The sequence below is a fragment of the Granulicella tundricola MP5ACTX9 genome, from assembly GCF_000178975.2.
In the GTDB taxonomy this organism is placed as follows: Bacteria; Acidobacteriota; Terriglobia; order Terriglobales; family Acidobacteriaceae; genus Edaphobacter; species Edaphobacter tundricola.
Window position 1 is genome coordinate 3,460,072 of record NC_015064.1, and the last position, 15,863, is coordinate 3,475,934.

Annotated in this window: 14 protein-coding genes; 13 read left to right on the forward strand and 1 reads right to left on the reverse strand. The window is 63.3% G+C overall.

The genetic code is table 11. From position 1 onward, the window contains the following. Window positions 1-53: 53 nt before the first annotated feature. From ACIX9_RS14900 to ACIX9_RS14945, 10 genes are all read left to right on the forward strand, one after another. Complete coding sequence (locus ACIX9_RS14900; protein WP_013581323.1) at window positions 54-845, forward strand: hypothetical protein; 792 nt, start codon at window positions 54-56, stop codon at window positions 843-845. 142 nt (window positions 846-987) lie between these two features. Continuing rightward, window positions 988-2,106 (forward strand): aspartate-semialdehyde dehydrogenase, encoded by a 1,119-nt coding sequence (gene asd / locus ACIX9_RS14905; RefSeq protein ID WP_013581324.1) that lies wholly within the window; start codon window positions 988-990, stop codon window positions 2,104-2,106. A gap of 5 nt (window positions 2,107-2,111) precedes the next feature. After that, window positions 2,112-3,569, forward strand: a complete 1,458-nt coding sequence (gene lysC / locus ACIX9_RS14910) for a lysine-sensitive aspartokinase 3 (protein WP_013581325.1) — start codon at window positions 2,112-2,114, stop codon at window positions 3,567-3,569. A 112-nt stretch (window positions 3,570-3,681) separates the two neighbouring features. Next, window positions 3,682-4,368, forward strand: coding sequence for a 4-hydroxy-tetrahydrodipicolinate reductase (dapB, locus tag ACIX9_RS14915; protein WP_013581326.1), 687 nt, complete (start codon window positions 3,682-3,684; stop codon window positions 4,366-4,368). A gap of 64 nt (window positions 4,369-4,432) precedes the next feature. Then, window positions 4,433-5,722, forward strand: a complete 1,290-nt coding sequence (locus ACIX9_RS14920) for an aminopeptidase (RefSeq protein ID WP_157477595.1) — start codon at window positions 4,433-4,435, stop codon at window positions 5,720-5,722. A 49-nt stretch (window positions 5,723-5,771) separates the two neighbouring features. Further along, window positions 5,772-6,695: a 4-hydroxy-tetrahydrodipicolinate synthase gene (dapA, locus tag ACIX9_RS14925; RefSeq protein WP_013581328.1), complete on the forward strand. Its 924-nt coding sequence runs from the start codon at window positions 5,772-5,774 to the stop codon at window positions 6,693-6,695. 90 nt (window positions 6,696-6,785) lie between these two features. Beyond that, a complete protein-coding gene (locus ACIX9_RS14930) occupies window positions 6,786-7,637 on the forward strand; it encodes a 2,3,4,5-tetrahydropyridine-2,6-dicarboxylate N-succinyltransferase (RefSeq protein ID WP_013581329.1) in 852 nt (283 codons plus the stop codon). A gap of 66 nt (window positions 7,638-7,703) precedes the next feature. Continuing rightward, window positions 7,704-9,368: a ribonuclease J gene (locus tag ACIX9_RS14935; protein ID WP_013581330.1), complete on the forward strand. Its 1,665-nt coding sequence runs from the start codon at window positions 7,704-7,706 to the stop codon at window positions 9,366-9,368. Window positions 9,369-9,451: 83 nt separating this feature from the next. Further along, on the forward strand, window positions 9,452-10,735 hold the full coding sequence (locus tag ACIX9_RS14940) for an alpha/beta hydrolase family protein (RefSeq protein WP_013581331.1): 1,284 nt from the start codon (window positions 9,452-9,454) through the stop codon (window positions 10,733-10,735). Between the two features lie 120 nt (window positions 10,736-10,855). Then, window positions 10,856-11,842, forward strand: a complete 987-nt coding sequence (locus ACIX9_RS14945; RefSeq protein WP_013581332.1) for a substrate-binding domain-containing protein — start codon at window positions 10,856-10,858, stop codon at window positions 11,840-11,842. Window positions 11,843-11,884: 42 nt separating this feature from the next. Here the strand turns inward: ACIX9_RS14945 and ACIX9_RS14950 are convergent, their stop codons facing one another. Then, complete coding sequence (locus ACIX9_RS14950) at window positions 11,885-12,613, reverse strand: hypothetical protein (RefSeq protein ID WP_013581333.1); 729 nt, start codon at window positions 12,611-12,613, stop codon at window positions 11,885-11,887. 116 nt (window positions 12,614-12,729) lie between these two features. Between ACIX9_RS14950 and ACIX9_RS14955 the strand changes: the two genes are divergently transcribed. The 3 genes from ACIX9_RS14955 to ACIX9_RS23935 all read left to right on the forward strand — a co-directional run bounded on the left by ACIX9_RS14955 (window position 12,730) and on the right by ACIX9_RS23935 (window position 15,837). Then, window positions 12,730-13,704: a threonine ammonia-lyase gene (locus tag ACIX9_RS14955; protein ID WP_013581334.1), complete on the forward strand. Its 975-nt coding sequence runs from the start codon at window positions 12,730-12,732 to the stop codon at window positions 13,702-13,704. A gap of 147 nt (window positions 13,705-13,851) precedes the next feature. Continuing rightward, window positions 13,852-14,862 (forward strand): hypothetical protein, encoded by a 1,011-nt coding sequence (locus ACIX9_RS14960; protein WP_013581335.1) that lies wholly within the window; start codon window positions 13,852-13,854, stop codon window positions 14,860-14,862. A 105-nt stretch (window positions 14,863-14,967) separates the two neighbouring features. Beyond that, window positions 14,968-15,837 (forward strand): hypothetical protein, encoded by an 870-nt coding sequence (locus ACIX9_RS23935; protein ID WP_013581336.1) that lies wholly within the window; start codon window positions 14,968-14,970, stop codon window positions 15,835-15,837. The last annotated feature ends 26 nt before the right edge of the window (window positions 15,838-15,863 follow it).

The following is a 15,863-nucleotide window of genomic DNA, read 5'->3' on the forward strand; positions in this document are numbered from 1 at the left end:
GGGAATGCCGGAACCGGATTTATAGCTGGGGGTATCTCCCCCGAGGCGCCCAAATGAACAAGCTTTCCCTCCCCGCCGCTCTCCTCCTCACCCTCACGATCGCCGGCTGCAAGCCAGACGCCGCCACCCAAAAGGCCGAAGTCCAGGACAAGCAGGCTACTCCCGCAGCCGCAGCCCGTCCCACCGCCGCACCCATTGACCCCGCCACAACCGGCACCGTCTCCGGCACCATCTCCTTCGCCGGCAAGGCCCCCGCCCCCGTCACCATCGACACCTCCATGGACCCCGCCTGCGGCATAGGCACCACCACCCCCGTCCTCTCCGAGCAGCTCCTCGTCAACAAGGGTCACCTCGCCAACGTCTTCGTCTACGTCAAGACTGGCCCCGCAGCCGCCATGAACGCCGCCCCCACCAGCACAGCTCCCGTAGTCCTCGACCAGAAGGGCTGCCAGTACACCCCCCACGTCATCGGCGTCATGCAGGGCGGCACCGTCTCCTTCCATAACTCAGACGTCACTATGCACAACGTACACGTCATGGGTAACGAGACCATGGACATGTCCCAAGGACCCAAGGGTGCCCCCCAGGACAAGCAGTTCACCAAACCTGAGCTGATGATCCCGGTCCGTTGCAACAATCACCCCTGGATGAACGCCTTCATCAACGTCTCCCAGACCCCGTTCTTCGCAGTCACGGACGCCACCGGCCAGTTCAACCTGAAGGGTCTCCCCGCCGGCGACTACACCCTCGGCGTCATCCACGAGAAGCTTGGCGAGCAGACCATCCAACTCACGGTCAAGCCCCAGTCCACCACCAAAGCCGCCGCCACCTTCCAAGCAAAATAAAGCGAATCACAGAGGACGCAGAGTCAAAGAGAAAAGCAAAAATCTCTCTGTGTCCTCGCCTTTCCATCCGTGCCCTCCGTGATTCGCTTTCCCCCAAGGACCCGCCGACGCGATATCCTAACCAGATGGAGCACATCTCGTAATGGAACGGCGTAAGGTAGGCATTCTCGGCGCAACCGGCATGGTGGGACAGCGATTCATTCAGCTCCTGCACAATCACCCCTGGTTTGAGATCGCATGGCTCGCGGCATCGGACCGCAGCTCCGGCAAACGGTATGAAGACGCCTGCCGCTGGAAGCTGGACACGCCGCTCCCCGCGAACATCGCCGGCATGACCCTGATGCCCAACACGCCCGAAGGCACCCCCGCCACCGAGCTGCCCAAGATCATCTTCGCCGCCCTCGACTCCGACGTCGCATACGAGCTCGAGCCCAGGTTCGCCGCCGCAGGCTGTGCCGTCATCTCGAACTCCAGCGCCTTCCGCATGACCTCGGACGTCCCCCTCGTCATCCCGGAGGTCAACGCAGACCACCTCGCGTTGATCGAAAAGCAGTCCTGGCGCAAGGACTCAGGCGGATACATCGTCACCAATCCCAACTGCTCCGCCATCGGCCTGGTCCTCGCGCTCAAGCCCATCCACGACCGCTTCGGCATCGAGAAGGTCTTCGTCAGCACCATGCAGGCGGTCAGCGGAGCCGGTTATCCCGGCGTCGCCTCCCTCGATATCCTCGGCAACGTCGTCCCCTTCATCAAGAACGAAGAGGAGAAGATGCAGGAAGAGGTCGGCAAGCTCCTCGGCACTCTGAGCGGGGACCACGTCGCCATGCTCGACGCCCCCTTGAGCGCCCACTGCAACCGCGTAGCCGTAGAAGACGGCCACACCGAGTGCGTCTCCCTCAAGCTCCGCACCCCCGCCACATACGAGCAGATGCTCGAAGCCTGGGCTGAGTTCGCACCCCTGCGCGGCATCCACGAAGGCCACCCATTGCCTTCAGCCCCAGACCAGCCCGTCGAGTACGTCGACCAGGTAGACCGCCCCCAGCCCCGCCTGGACCGTATGCGCGGCAAGGGCATGGCCTCCACCGTAGGCCGGCTGCGCCCCTGCTCGCTGTTCGACTGGAAGTTCGTGGTCCTGTCCCACAACACCATTCGCGGCGCAGCCGGAGCCGCACTCCTGAACGCCGAAATCCTCGCCATGCTGGACAAGCTCCCTGGCGGAAAAGCCCGCAGTCAGAACGTCCCCGTAGCACTGAAGGCATAACACGTATGAGCATCGAAGGCAGTCAAAGCACCCCCGTCGCAGTCCTGCAGCCACGCCCCAAGATCGTCGTCATGAAGTTCGGCGGAACCTCGGTTGAGGACGCCGCCGCCATCAAGCGCACGGCCGCCATCGTCAAGGGCCGCCGCGATATGGGGCACCAGCCCATCGTAGTCGTCTCCGCCATGGCCCGGGTGACGGATCAACTCCTCGCCGCAGCCGCAGCAGCAGGCCGCAACGACCGTGAGGCAGCGCTCTCCATCTCCTTCAAGCTGCGTGAGCGGCATCTGGAGACCGCCAGCGAGCTCGTCGGACGCCACATCGATGAGGTCGCTCACCAGATCCATCAGAACTTCGATTCGCTTGACGATCTTCTGCGCGGCATCGCCGCCGTAGGTGAACTCACGCCGCGCACCAACGACCTCGTCGTCAGCTTCGGCGAACGCCTCTCCAGCATGATCGTCGCCCACACCTTCGAGCATCGCGGCCTCGCCGGCGCGCACATCGACGCCCGCACCTGCATCATCACCGACTCGCACTACGGCAAAGCCGCGCCCAACGAGGCCGCCATCGAAGCCGCACTCCACCAGCACCTGCTGCCGCTGGTCGAAGCGAAGGCCATTCCTGTACTCGGTGGCTTCATCGGCTCCAACGCCGAAGGCATCACCACCACCCTCGGCCGCGGCGGCTCAGACTACACCGCAGCCCTCGTCGGCGGTGGCCTCCACGCCGGCGCAATCGAGATCTGGACCGACGTCAACGGCATCATGACCACGGACCCGCGCATCGTCCCCGAGGCCCTGCGCGTCAAGACCATCAGCTTTGAAGAAGCAGCCGAGCTCGCCTACTTTGGCGCGAAGGTCCTGCACCCCGCCACCATCCTGCCCGCAGTCCAGAAGTCCATCCCCGTCTGGGTCCTGAACAGCCGTAACGCCGCCAACGAAGGCACCAAGATCACCGCCGTCGCCGCCCGCTGCGCATCCCCCTTCAAGTCCATCGCAGCCAAAAAGCGTCTCACCATCATCGATATCGTCGCCAGCCGCATGCTCATGGCGCACGGCTTCCTCAAGGCCGTTTTCGATGTCTTCGACAAGTACTCATGCGCCATCGACATGGTCTCGACCTCCGAGGTCTCCATCTCCCTCACCGTCGACTCCAACGAGCAACTCCCCGCGATCTGCGCGGAGCTCGGCAAGATCGCAGACGTCAAATACGAAGGCCGCAAAGCCCTCATCTGCCTGGTCGGCGAGGACATTCGTGGCCACAACGGCATCGCCGGCCGCGTCTTCACCGCCGTCAGCCACGTCAACGTGCGCATGATCTCGCAGGGTGCCAGTGAGATCAACATGAGCTTCATGATCGACGAGGAAGATGTAGAAGAGGCCGTCCGCTCGCTCCACAAAGCCTTCTTCACCAACCCAGACGAAACCGTCTTCGACGTCGCCTCCCAAAGTGTTTCCGTCTGAAAGTTGTTTCTGGAAAGACAAAGCTCTCTTTGTGCCAGTAGGATTGTCCATTACAAGAGGCTTCCGCCTCTGAGGCACGCCCTGAAAACGGCAGCCAGAAGGAACATCAGCAATGCGCGTCTTAGTTTTAGGTCACGGTAAAACCGGCAAGCTCGTAGCGCAGATCGCCGCCGAGCACGGCCACAGCGTCCACGTCCTCGACGCCAAGGAAAACCCCAACGCCCAGGCCCTCACCGCGCCCTTCGTCGCAGGCTTTGACGTCGTCATCGACTTCACCACGCCCGAAGCCGCCATCCAGAACATGCGCGCCTGCCTCGCCACCGGCGCAAAGATGGTCATCGGCACCACCGGCTGGTATGACAAGCTCGCAGATATGAAGTCCCTCGCGGAACGTCGCGAAGGCAGCCTCCTCTACGGCACCAACTTCTCCGTCGGCGTCCAGGTGATGCTGAAGGTCGCCTACGAAATGGGCGCGGCCCTCAAGGACGCGGGCTTCAAGTTCTCCATCAATGAGACCCACCACGCCTCCAAGCTTGATGCACCCTCCGGCACAGCCTTGACCCTCTGCGAGACCATCCAGACCTCATCCGGTGCAGTCGACGTCGGCATCACCTCCAGCCGTGAAGGCGATGAGACCGGTATCCACATTCTCACCGCGCAAAGCGACTCAGACCGCATCACCCTGCAGCACGAATCTTTCTCCCGTAGCGGTTTTGCCGAGGGCGCAGTGCGCGCGGCGGAATGGCTCTCCACGCGCAAGGGAACGTATGATTTCCGCGATATCTTTGACAAGATGTAAGCCGATTGAATGTTGAAACATTCATAGCCTTGCGTTATCCCCCGCTTCTGCCTAACCTAAGGCAATGTCCGTTGCCGCGTCTCTGACACCTCAGCACACTATGACCTTCGACTTCGCCGCCCTCTCCTTTGCAGAAAAGCTGGACCGTTTCGCACGCCTCGCCGTCCACGTTGGCTTGAATCTTCAGCCCGGCCAGGAGCTGCTCATCACCGCTTCCACGGAGATGATCCCCTTCGTCCGCCTCATCACAGAGCACGCTTACAAAGCCGGAGCCCTGCTGGTTACGACGACGTACGGCGACGACCAGGCCATCCTCAGCCGCTACAAGTACGCCAACGACGCCTCATTCGACTACGCCCCGGTCTGGATGGCGGAAGGCATCGCCACCGCCTTCCGCAGCGGCGCGGCCCGCCTCGCACTGTCCGGTGCCGACCCCACCCTGCTCTCCGCACAGGACCCAGCCAAGGTCTCCCGCGCCAACATCGCCGGCTCCAAGGCCAACAAGCCCGCGATGGAGATGATCACGCGCCACGCCATCAACTGGAGCATCTGCGCGGCGGCAACCTCGGCCTGGTCCCGCCTCGTCTTCCCGGGAATCCCGGAAGAAGAAGCGATGCTCAAACTCTGGGACGCCATCTTCTACGCCTCGCGTGCCACATCTGAAGATCCAGTCGCCGCCTGGAAGGCCCACAGCGCCAATATCCATCAGCGCGTCGCTTACCTGAACGAGAAGCGCTACCACTCCCTCCGCTTCCACTCCGCGGATGGCAAGACAGACCTCACCGTAGGCCTCGCGGACGATCACCTCTGGGCCGGCGGCGGTGGCGAGTCCGGTAACGGCGTCTTCTGTAACGCCAACATCCCCACCGAAGAGTGCTTCACCACCCCGCACAAGGACCGCATCGATGGCGTCGTCCACGCCTCCAAGCCCCTCTCGCACCAGGGGACGCTGATTGAAAACATCATGTGCCGCTTTGAGAAGGGCCGCATCGTCGAAGCCACCGCCTCCGCTGGAGAAGACGCCCTCAACCGCCTCATCTCCACGGACGAAGGTGCTCGCTCGCTCGGCGAGGTCGCGCTCGTCCCACACTCCTCGCCCATCGCCCAGAGCGGCATCCTCTTTTACAACACACTCTTTGACGAGAACGCAGCCAGCCACATCGCGCTCGGCCAGGCCTACGCCACCTGCCTGATCGAAGGCGAGCACATGGACGAGACGACCCTCGCCGCCAAGGGAGCCAACCACTCCCTCATCCACGTCGACTGGATGATCGGCTCCGCCCAGATGGACGTGGACGGCATCGCGCACGACGGCACCTCAGAGCCCCTGATGCGCCAGGGAGAGTGGGTCTGAAACTTGCTCCGGCACTCACAGTCCGGTTCAAGATAAACTCAACGCTGCTATGGAACTCTTTGGTTGTGGCACCGCCCTCGTAACCCCCTTTCGCCCTGACGGCTCCGTCGACGAACACGCCCTTCACGCGCACGTCGACTGGCAGATCCAGAACGGCGTCGAACTCCTCATCCCCTGCGGCACTACAGGTGAAGCCGCCACCCTCTCCGACGCCGAAACCCAGCGCGTCATCGAGGTCACCATCGCCGCCGCCGCAGGCCGTGCGCCCATCTTTGCCGGCTGCACCCACAACTCCACCCACACGGCCGTGCAGCGCGTCAGCCGCCTGTCGCGCATCCCCGGCCTCACCGGCATCCTCACCGCGAACCCGTACTACAACCGCCCCAGCCAGGAAGGCCAGTACCAGCACTTCCGCGCCATCGCAGAGTCCACGGATCTACCCATCCTCCTCTACAACATCCCAGGCCGCACCGGCGCGAACCTTGATCCGGCCACCATCCTCCGCCTGGCCGAGATCGCAAACGTCATTGGCGTCAAGGAATCCAGCGGCAACCTCACTCAGATCACCGAGCTCCTCACCCAGGCCCCACGCGACTTCCGCGTCTTCGCCGGCGACGACGGTCTCGCCCTGCCCGTCCTCGCCCTCGGCGGTGCCGGCCTCATCTCGGTCGCCTCCAACGTCATCCCCGCCGAGACCTCCGACATGATCCGCGCCGCCATCCGCAACGACTGGGCCGGCGCCCGCCGCATCAACCGCAAGATCTTCCGCCTGATGCAGGCGCTCTTCGTAGAACCAAGCCCCGCCCCGGTCAAGGCCGTTCTCGCCCTCCTGGGCCGCTCCCCAGACCATCTCCGTCTCCCCATGGTCCCCGTCACCCCCGCCACTCGCCACAAACTGGAACTCCTCATCGGCGAGCTAGGCCTCCTCACCAAAGCCCCCGCAGGCTACGTAGAAAACCTCCGCGCCTTCTAAGGCGATCTGGGCACTCATCCGGCTTGATCGCTTTTATCCCAACTTATCCCCGTAGGCCGTTTGTACAGACCCGGTAAACTGTCACCAGACATGACAGACCAAAACTTCTCCACCCTCCAGCAGCAGATCGAGCACCACTTCGCCCAGGGACCAGCCGCCATCGGCAACCCCGAGGCCCTCGCCGCCTTCGCCACCCTCCGCGAAGCCCTGGAATCCGGCGCACTGCGCTCCGCCTCGCCCGACCCCACATCCCCCATCGGCTGGACCGTCAACGCCTGGGTCAAGCGCGGCATTCTCCTCGGCTTCCGTCTCGGCCACCTCGTCTCCGCGGAGGACGGAAAGTTCGTCGATAAAAACACCTATCCCGCCCAGATCTTCACGGCGGAGCAAGGCACCCGCATCGTCCCCGGCGGCTCCAGCGTCCGAGCCGGAGCCTTCCTCTCCAAGGGCGTCGTCATGATGCCTCCCGCCTACGTCAACGTCGGCGCGTACGTCGATGAAGGCACCATGATCGACTCCCACGCCCTCGTAGGCTCATGCGCCCAGATCGGCAAGCGCGTTCACCTCAGTGCCGCAGCCCAGATTGGCGGCGTCCTGGAGCCCGTCAACGCCTCCCCCGTCATCATTGAGGACGACGCCCTCATCGGCGGCAACACCGGCGTCTACGAAGGCACCATTGTCCGCACCCGCGCCGTCCTGGCCGCCGGAACCGTCCTCACCCGCGGCACCCCGGTCTACGACCTCGTCACCGGCGAGATCCACCGCGCCACCGCAGACACCCCCCTCATCATCCCCGCCGGAGCCGTCGTCGTTCCCGGCTCCCGAGCCATCACCTCCGGCAAGGGCAAGGACTGGAATCTCTCCGTCGCCACCCCCATCATCGTCAAGTATCGCGATGAAAAGACTGAGCTTTCGCTCGCCCTGGAAGACCTTCTCCGCTAACCTCCATCCCACCCCGGACGGGGCTGAAAAGCCCCGATTCCGTATCCCTGATAAACTCAGGGGTTGATGGCACAAGATAAATTAAGACTGATACCTTTGGGCGGCCTTGGCGAGTTCGGTATGAACTGCATGGCCCTCCGCTGGCAGGATGACATCATCGTCATCGATGCCGGCCTGATGTTTCCTGAAGAAGAACTGCTCGGCGTGGACATCGTCGTGCCGGACATCTCCTACCTCACCGAGAACCGGACCAAAGTCAAAGCCATCATCCTGACCCACGGCCATGAAGACCACATCGGCGGCCTTCCCTGGATCCTCTCTGAGCTGAACGTCCCCGTCTACGGCACCGAATTCACTTTGGCGCTTGCTGAAGGCAAGCTCGACGAACACCGCCTCCTCGATGACGCAGACCTCATCGAGATGATCCCCGGCAAGAAGTTCTCGATCGGCCCCTTCACCATCCAGCCCATCCACGTCACCCACTCGCTGGTGGACTGCGTGGCCGTGGCCATCCACACCCCCGTCGGAGTCGTCCTCCACACCGGTGACTTCAAGGTCGATCTCTCCCCACCCGACGGCAAGGCCTTTGACCTCCAGGCTTTCGCGGACCTCGGCAAGAACGGCGGCGTCCTCGCACTCCTGCAGGACTCCACCAACGTCGATCGCAAGGGTTGGACCCCGTCCGAGCGCGCCGTACGTCCACGCCTTGACGAGATCTTCGGCCAGACCAAGAAGAAGCTCTTCTTCTCCTGCTTCTCATCGTCCGTCACGCGTATCGCCCTTGCCTTCGATCTCGCCGCCAAGCACGGCCGCAAGGTTGCCGTCATCGGCCGCTCCATGGACAACGCCACGGAGATCGCACAGGATCTCGGTTACCTCAAGGTTCCGCAGGGCCTCATCATCAACCCCGGCCAGATGCGCGACTTCGCGCCTGAAAAGCTCCTGGTCATGATCTCCGGCACCCAGGGCGAACCCATGTCCGCCCTCTCCCGTGCCGCGGTCAACAACCACAAGTTCGCCAAGATCGAAGCCGGCGACACCGTCCTCATGTCCAGCCGCGTCATCCCCGGCAACGAGAAGGGCATCTACCGCGTCATCGACCACCTTGAGCGCCGCGATGCCCTCGTCATCCATGACGACGGCACCAACGGCCTCATCCACGTCTCCGGACACGGCTCGCAGGAAGAGCTCAAGCTGATGATCAACCTCGTTCAGCCCAAGTTCTTCATCCCCGTCCACGGCGACTACCGTCACCTCAAGCGCCACGTAGAACTCGCTCTCTCCACCGGCGTCCCCCAGAAGGCCATCCTGATGGAAGACGGTGAGATCCTCGAGCTCACCAAGGACACCGCGCAGAAGAACGGCAAGGTCACCACCGGCCGCGTCTGCATCGACTCCGGCGGCACCATCGACGTCGTCGAAGACGTCGTCATCCGCGACCGCCAGCACCTGTCCGAAGACGGCATCGTCATCGCCATCGTCGCCATCGACAAGCGCACCGGCCAGTCCGAGGGCGTACCTGAGATCGTCATGCGCGGCTTCGCCATGGACGACGCTCAGCTCATCGGCGAGTCACGCGCCATCGTCAAGCGCACCCTCGAAGGTTCCAGCGCTGAGGAGCGTCAGGACTACGGCGTCATCAAGGAGAAGATCCGCGGTGACCTCAAGCGCTTCATCCAGAAGAGCACCAGCCGCCGTCCTCTCATCATGCCCGTCATCATGGAGATCTGATCTCCTGCTTCATCTCACAAAAGGCCCGGCCCACAAAGCCGGGCCTTTTCTCATGCCATCCATGTACCATTCCCACAACACCTATGCCCCGGCTCCCGAAACCTCGCAGACTCCGCTCCCGCCGCCCCGCACTCGCCCGCCTCACTGAAAACCTCCGCCGCTCCCGCACCTTCGTCGGAGAAACCCGCACCCGCGTCACCGAACGCATCCGCCGCCAGCGCCTGCTCTTTACGGCGATCCTGACCGCCGGCCTGATCGTCTTCGCCCTAGCCATCTGGCCCTTCACCAAGGACCATCTCGAAGCAATCTCCGTCCTCCAGCAGGTCTCCCAGAAGCCCGTCCCCGCCCTCATCGCCGACCTCGTCAGCCATCCCGTCACTACCCAGGACCTCACGCTCGACACCGAATCCGGCAAGGTCCGCGCCCGCCTCTACATGCCGGCCAACAACCCCAACGCCCCCGCCCTCATCGTCCTCCACGGCGTCCACCATCTCGGCATAGACGAGCCTCGCCTCGAAGGCTTTGCCTCCGCCATGGCCTCCACAGGCCTCCGCGTCCTCACGCCCGAGCTACCGGACATCAAGGACTACCACGTCGATTCCACCTCCATCAAAACCATCGGCGAATCCACCCAGTGGTTCGCCCACAAGACCGGCGCGCCCGTCGGCGTCATGGGCCTCAGCTTCTCCGGCGGCCTCGCCCTCCTCGCAGCCGCAGACCCCCTCTACAAAAAGGACTTCAAGTTCGTCTTCGCGGTAGGCTCGCAGGACTCCATGAACCGCGTCGCCCAGTACTACCGCACCAACCAGGACGAGCGCCCCAACGGCTCAACCGAGCTCCTTCCCGCGCACGAATACGGCCCGTTAGTTCTGGAGTACGAGTATGTCGAAGACTTCGTCCCCCGTCAGGACATCGCCCGCATCCGCGCCGTCCTCCGCGCCCACCTCTATGAGGACAAGCCCGCCGAAGCCACCGCATCTCTCAAGCTCGACGAACGCCAGAAGGCCGAAGCCCTCGACCTCATGGACGCCGCCTCCCCGCACACCCGATCCCTCATCGCCGCAGCCGCCGCCAGGCACGCCAACGAGCTCAACGGCCTCTCCCCCGGCGGCCATCTCCGCACCCTCATGACTCCCGTCTACCTCCTCCACGGCCAGGCGGACAACATCATCCCCTCCGCAGAAACCCTATGGATGGCCTCCGAGCTCCCCACCATCACCCTCCAGGCCATGCTCGTCAGCCCCGTCATCTCCCACCTGGACATGGGCACCAACCCCACCCTCGCGGACCAGTGGCACCTCATCCATTTCTTCGCCCTCATCATGCATGCCGCTGAAACTCCCACCGGCCGCACTCCCTGGCTATAGAAATCTGATTTCAGCCGTTACACCGAAGGCGTACAATTCCGGTCCTGAAACCGCCGCCCCTCCATGGCCACGCCAAAACGGGACCACGCGAGCGACGACTCTGATCCAGGAGCCCGTCCCATGCGCAATCGCCTTCTTGCCCTCATCCCCGCCGCCACCCTGCTCGCCGTCATCGGATGCCAGCAGAACTCCCGCTCGGACACCTACTACCTCATCGCCGGCAACCTCAAGGTGCCTTACTGGAAGACCGTGAACGCCGGCTTCGCACACGCGGCTGACGTCTACGGCGTCACCGCCCAGCTCCGCGGCCCGGACGGCAACGACGCCAAGGCCGAGGCCGATGAGTTCCATACCGCGGTCTCCCGCCATCCCGCCGGCATCCTCGTCTCCGTACAGGACGCGGCCTTGATGAAGCCGGAGATCGACGCCGCCCTTCAGCAGGGCATTCCCGTCATCACCGTGGACTCTGACGCCCCACTCAGCGATCGCCTCTTCTTCATCGGCACCAACAACCTGCAGGCCGGCCGGCTAGGCGGAGAACGCCTCGTTCAAAAGCTCGGCGGCAAAGGCAATATCGTCTTCTTCTCCATCCCCGGCCAGCCCAATCTGGACGAACGACTCAAAGGCTACCTCGACGTCCTCAACGAGCACCCGCAGATGAAAGTCGTCGATACCTTCGACATCAAGGGTGATACAGGCGTCGCCATGGACCGAGCCAGCCAGTTGCTCGGCCAAACAGGCGCACAGAAGATCGACGCCTTCGTCTGCCTCGACTCAGCCTCCGGCAAGGACGTAGCTGAAGTCCTCAAACGTGGCAACGCCACCGACCGAACCCTCATCGCCATGGACGTAGACCCCGATACCCTCAATCTCATCAAGTCCGGCGACATCGAAGCTACCGTCTCGCAAAAGCCGTACACCATGGGCTACGCCGGCCTCCAGGCCTTGGTAGACGTCCACGACCGCCTCCCCAAGCCCTTCCAGACCAACTACCAGGTCAACGCCTTCTCGCCTTATCCCATCTTCGTGGACACCGGCACCTCGATCGTCGACCGCTCGAACGTAGATATCTACCTGGCCAACGCAGCCAAGGTCCAGATCCATTGAGACAAAGCCTCTCCTGCCTGCAAAGCACGCAGGAGAGGCACCTTACTTGCCTCTCCCGGTAACGTTCTTCCCAAAATGGAAGCTGGGCCCGATCGAAGCCCGATAGGTCCACCGCCCATTCGCCAGAATGTCGTTGAACGGATGGTTGTACACCGCATCCAACTGCATCCGCAGCCCAAAATGCTGCGTCATCCGGAAGTCCCCGCCTCCACCAACCCCATAGAACCCAGTCCAATCCGTCTTCGTCCCACGCGGTGCAAGCTCCGCCACCACCACCTGCTGAAACGGATCGCTCGGGTGCGGAGTCGCGCTCTCATGCAGCGCGCCCAGCGAAGGTCGCAGAAAAAGCGCAACCTTCGAGTACTTCCGGTAGATCAACTGCGGCCCCAGCGCATACGTCTCCGTTCGGGCATCCGTGTTCACACGCAGCTGGTAGTTCGGCGGCAGCAGCCCAAACGCAATGTACTGCTGTTGCGCCCCATTCACTTGCGCCTGCAGTGCAGCCGGCAACTCACTCGTCGTCAGCACCTCTGACCCGCTCGCAATGCTGAAGTCGAACCCCACCGAATACCACCGCCTCGGGTTGATCCCAATCTGTGTATGAAACCCCGGCTGATTCAGTCCCAGCGCGGGAGCATTGATATCCGCAAACCCCGCATAAACGTCATACTTCCCCACATAATCCTTCTGCGCCTGCGCCCTCACACTCATGACGCACGCCAGCGAAGCCGCACCCACAACGCCAAACACATACCGCAAAGTCCTCTTCATCACAGAATCCTTTCAGAGAGAACCAGATCGCAGTCCTCTCAGCGAGCAACAAGTTAGTCCACATCCCCCTCTCTTGTCATCCACCAACTCCGCCACGCACTAAACTATTCCCAGATATGTCCCAGCCAACCTACGTCACCCTCTCCGAGATCCAGTCCGCAGCCGCCCGCATCTCTGGCGCAGCCATCCGCACGCCCCTCACCCAACTCCCCGGCACCAGCATCTGGATCAAGGCCGAGTCCGCACAGCCCATCGGCTCCTTCAAGCTTCGCGGCGCCTACAACACCATCGCCCAGCTCACCCCGGAGCAGCTTCGCCTCGGCGTCATCACCTACTCCTCCGGCAACCACGCCCAGGGCGTCGCCTTCGCCGCCCGAGCCCTCAACTCCAAAGCTGTTATCGTCATGCCCGACAACGCCCCTCAGGTCAAAATAGACGCCACCCGAGCCCTCGGCGCAGAAGTCGTCTTCGTCGGCCCCGCCAGCTCCGCCCGCAAGCTCAAGGCAGAAGAACTCTCCGCCGCCCACGGCTACACCATCATCCCGCCCTACGATCACCCCCACATCATCGCCGGCCAGGCTACCTGCGCCCTTGAGATCCTCCAGGAACTCCCGGACGTCGACCTCATCCTCTCCCCCGTCTCCGGCGGCGGTCTCCTCAGCGGCACCGCCACCTGCGTCAAGCAGGCTGCGGCAGCCGGCCTTGCCAAGCCCACCGTCCAGGTCTGGGGCTGCGAGCCCGAACTCGCCGCCGACGCCAAGGAATCCTTCGACACCAAAACCCTCGTCGAGTGGCCCGCCGCCCTCACCACCCGCACCATCGGCGACGGCCTCCGCACCCAATCCCTCGGCCAACTCAACTTCCATCACATCCTCAAATTCGTCGACGGCATCGTCACCGTCACCGAGGACGAGATCTACGCCGCCATGCGCCGCCTCCTCAAAGACACTGACTTGGTCCCCGAACCCAGCGGAGCCGTCACCCTAGCCGCCGCCCTCTTCCACGCGCACCAGCTCCCCGCCGCCGCCAAAACCGCCGTCATCCTGAGCGGAGGCAACATAGACCCGAAACTACTTGAATCTCTGAAGTAGCAGAATTAAGTCGTGTGCCCCATCCTCATCGCAGTCTTACCGCGATTAGGGTGGGCATCGGCAAAGCCGACCTTACCAGAGAATCTCGTACCACCCAACACTCCAGGCTCCGTACACCCACCATCTCAATCGAGCGTCCAACACCACATGCGCAGTCTAGCCCTGGCTCTCCTCCTCATCCCCGCCGCCCTCCTGGCCCAGAAGAAACCCCGGGACAACAAGGACAATCTCTCCGGCTACGACCGCTCCGCCCGAGCCACAGTCCTCCACGACGCCGTAGTCTACGTAGCCGCGGACGACTCCACCCAGAAGGTAGCCGAGGTCACCCCCGGCCACGAGCTCGTCATCATCGACCACTCCGGCCCCTGGGTCAAGGTCTACGCCAACACCGACACCCCCGACGAAGCCGACCCCGACCGCACCCCCGAGTTCGCCGAAGACGACACCGTCACCCCCGCCAGCGGCTGGATCAAGGACAAGGGCGTCGTCAACGCCGCCACCCCCAACGGCGACGCCATCCTCTTCGGCGCCGCAACCAACCTCGAAGAAGCCGCCTCCCAACCCCACGCCCCCAAGAACGCCGCCCCCGGAGCCCACCTCCTCTACCGCCGCGTCTTCGAGTACTTCCCCAACTCCCCCCTGGCCGCCGAAGCCGCCTTCCGCTCCGCTGACATCCGCTGGCAGCTTGAAAAGCTCGACATCTCCACCCTCCCCTCCGCCAAGGAGCAGGAGGCCTACCTCCGCCCCCAGCTCTACGAAGGCGAGATGAAGCACATCATGAAGACCTATCCCGGCACAAAGTTTGCCGCGGAAGCCGCCTACGACCTCCTCGACAACAAGCTCTGCGGCGACTGGCAGGGCCTCCCCAAATGCCCCGAGATGGAGACCAAGCTCTACCTTAAATACGCAGACCAGTACCCCGAATCCCCGCGCGCGCCCGAGGCCGAGTACAACGCCGTCTACCGCCAGGGCGTAGCCGTCACCATGTACAAGGTGGACGAAGACCGCAAGCACGCAGAAGCCGCCGCCAAACAAACCCAGACCCTCGCCGACGAGATGCGCACCCGTTTCCCCAACAGCGACTACACCCGCCGCGCCCAATCCATAGCCTTCCGCATCGCCCAGGGCCTGAGCATCTACGGCTCCGACCGCGAGTAGCCCCCGCGCCACATTGAGACCTCCAGACGTTCGTCTCGAGTTACCTTATGCCGCTGATGGCGGAACACTCCCCCGTCCGCCCCATTTCCCGCGTACCATCGAGGTGTGAAGGGCCCCCATCTCATTCTCTCCCCTGGAGTTGCCGCACTCCTTCTGGCTTCGCTCAGCGCGACGGCCGCACGCGGACAGTCTCCTCTGCTTTCCAGACTCACCCTCCCTGACGCACCCTCCAGCTCTTCAGTCTGGACCAGCCAATCACAGGATGCTGCTAAGCCCCAGCCCTCCGCCGAGACTGATGCCCAACGCCGCGAGCGCATTCGCAAGCAATCGGCCGATCAGGTCGCAGCCGAAGAAAAGCAGCGCATCGCCGGCGTCGTTCCGGACTTCAACGTCGTCCTCGGCGGCTACGCTCCGCCCATCTCGCCCGCGCAGAAGTTCTCCCTCGTCTTCCACTCCTCCATCGATCCCTTCACCATCAGCCTCGCTGCTGTCCTCGGAGGTTATGACGAGATCTCCGGCTCCCATAACGGCTACGGCTGGGGCCCCGCAGGCTACTTCAAGCGCTTCGGAGCGCAGTACGCCGATACCGTAGACGGTGCGTTCTGGGGAAACGCCGTCCTCCCCATCCTTCTCCATCAGGACCCGCGCTACTTCCGCAAAGGCACCGGCTCCATAAAGAGCCGCATCCTGCACTCCGCACTCTCCACCGTCATCTGCCACGGTGATAACGGCCACAGTCAGTTCAGCATCTCCAACATCGCCGGCAACATCATCTCCGGAGGCATCTCAAACCTCTACTACCCCTCCAACGAACGTGGTATCGGCCTCGCCTTCGACAACGCCCTCCAGGTCACCGCGGAAGGAGCCTTCGGAGCCCAGCTACTTGAGTTCTCCCCGGATCTCGTCGCCCTCTATCACCGCCATCAGCAGCGCGTGCAGGATAAAAAAGCAGCGGCAGCAGCGGCCCAGCCCTGATCCATTCACGGTGCCGGGTAGCCGTG